Source organism: Paucibacter soli (assembly GCF_037482845.1).
GTDB lineage: Bacteria > Pseudomonadota > Gammaproteobacteria > Burkholderiales > Burkholderiaceae_C > Paucibacter_B > Paucibacter_B soli.
Genome location: NZ_JBBHJW010000025.1, coordinates 1 through 1,980, shown reverse-complemented (window position 1 = coordinate 1,980; position 1,980 = coordinate 1). Strand labels below are relative to the sequence as shown.

At 55.3% G+C, this 1,980-nt stretch carries 3 protein-coding genes; all 3 read right to left on the bottom strand.

Translation table 11 applies throughout. From position 1 onward, the window contains the following. Positions 1–118 precede the first annotated feature (118 nt). Positions 119–946 carry a PD-(D/E)XK nuclease domain-containing protein gene (locus WG898_RS25065; RefSeq protein ID WP_339605503.1) on the bottom strand — a complete coding sequence of 276 codons (828 nt, stop codon included), beginning with the start codon at positions 944–946 and terminating at the stop codon, positions 119–121. Positions 947–1,048: 102 nt separating this feature from the next. After that, positions 1,049–1,465: a hypothetical protein gene (locus WG898_RS25060; protein ID WP_339605502.1), complete on the bottom strand. Its 417-nt coding sequence runs from the start codon at positions 1,463–1,465 to the stop codon at positions 1,049–1,051. Positions 1,466–1,503: 38 nt separating this feature from the next. Further along, on the bottom strand, positions 1,504–1,980 hold a 477-nt coding region (locus WG898_RS25055; RefSeq protein WP_339605501.1), incomplete at its 5' end, for a hypothetical protein.

The window sequence follows — 1,980 nt, the reverse complement described above, 5'->3', positions numbered from 1 at the left end:
TGGGTATTGGCTACTGGTGGTGCTGCGGGGGTGAGGGAGTTTTTACAGCCTCAACGTTGAAGCTGAGCCGCGAGCGGCGGTTTGCCGACGCGAGTCGGCTCGAGCGACTGGTTAGCTCTCACCCCGCAGCCTTGGGAAGAATGAACACTCGGACGTCTATGCCTTCGCCACCAGAGGCGAGGTCGTTCTCAATACCAACAGGATTCACAATTCGGCCCTCTGGGTCATAGACGAAGCAAACGAGGTGCTTGCACTGAGGGTGCTTCTTGTACTTCGCTATGTCGATGATCAACTGCTCGCCGACGGACCTCGCGTTCAATCCTTGGCGCGTCTTCTTCAACTCGACGACAGTCAGGATTTCCGGAAGCAAGAAGTCCGTGCGAGAGGCACTCCCCGCATAGCTCGGAACCCATTCCTCGGGCCGGACGTCATTGAAGTGAAGCCTCAATAGCGCGTGCATGAGGTCCTGCACGTCATATTCGTCATTCACATCGAGCGTGGCGCGATCTGAGTGACGGGATCGAAGCTGTACCGCTACAGCATGAAATCTAAGGATTAGCTGGTCTAGCGCGTCCATGAGCCGTCTCTCAGACTCAGCAACTGACACCGGGCCAGTTGCCTCGACGAAAAGACTCTTGTTGCGCTCAATACGCGTTATGACTGCCGAAACAGTACTTCGCACCTCCTCGACGCTTGCGTACGAGGCTGAGCGATAGATGTTGTTCAGGCCTTCGTTGTACGCACCGCCCACAAGTTGAATGTGTTGCCGTGAGCCGGGAACATGGTCGCGGAGCAGGTCCAACACTTCTGTAACGACCGTTCGGAAGCGATAGTTGTCTTGAGGCTCGATATGCACCCCGCTTCGGGTGTGGCTGAAGCGGCCCAATATCTGACCAAGTTCCTCACGGTATTTTGTCAATGCATCGATGATCTCTTCTGGTGTCATTGAGAGCTAACGTTTTAGCTGGGCCGCAGACCGAGGCTTGCCGAGGGCTGTCGGATCCAGCGAATGGTTAGGCCGCCCTTTTTGCATTGCACTTCAAAGACTTCAAGAGCTGAGTGAGATGCGAATGGCGCCAGACACCAGCGCCAACAACTTGATGCTGACCAAAGCCATCCAAAGAAGCGCCAGTACACCCCACACAGTGCGCTTTGGTCCAGCGACTCCCGATCGCCAAATTGCGAGTATGCAGATAGGCACCCAAACCATTAGCGGCAGAGTGGTCACCAAGAACGCGTGTTTGAAATCAATTGCCAGAAGGGCGCTCAGCGCAAGATAGTTCCACGCAACAGGAATGGCGAACGAAAAAATCCAAAAAGTCTTAGCAAGCCCAATGTCGCCGGAGATAAGACGCGCCGCCCAGGATTTCGTTGGTTGTTGTGCTTCTATCATTTCTTCATTGAATACGCGAAAGATGACATTGTTGCCGGTCGACTGCGGCCTAACGTTGAAGCTGAGCCGCAAGCGGCGGCTTGCCGACGCGAGTCGGCTCGAGCGACTGGTTAGGCAGCACGCTTCGCAAAGCACGTGATACCAACGAATGAATGAGCATCGTGGGCAACTAGGGAATAGTGGGTGAACTTTCCGGATGCGTCTTGTACCAACGAAATAGCAATTTCCCCGGAGAGTTCATCATCTCCGCCGTCAGTACCGATCGTCCGCAGTGTCGCCCGTCCGATCTTCGTATTGGCCTTTCCAGCTCGCGGAACACTAGGAAAGGAAGCCTTGAAGTTGTGGCTTGGTTCAGATGGCGAAGCGGAGTCAAAGAACTTGGCCTGCAGCGTCTTGCCACGAATCTCGACCTCTGCCCGGCCAGAAGCAGTAAACCAAGCGGGATTGATGGCCTGCATGCCTTGGCTGGGGTCGCCCCTCAAGAGGCCATGCCCCACCACAAACGAGCACGGACTGATGGCCTGCGCTATCGAGACACTTGGAAATAGAGCGAGGAGAACGGCTGTGCGCAACATTGACTTGCTGCC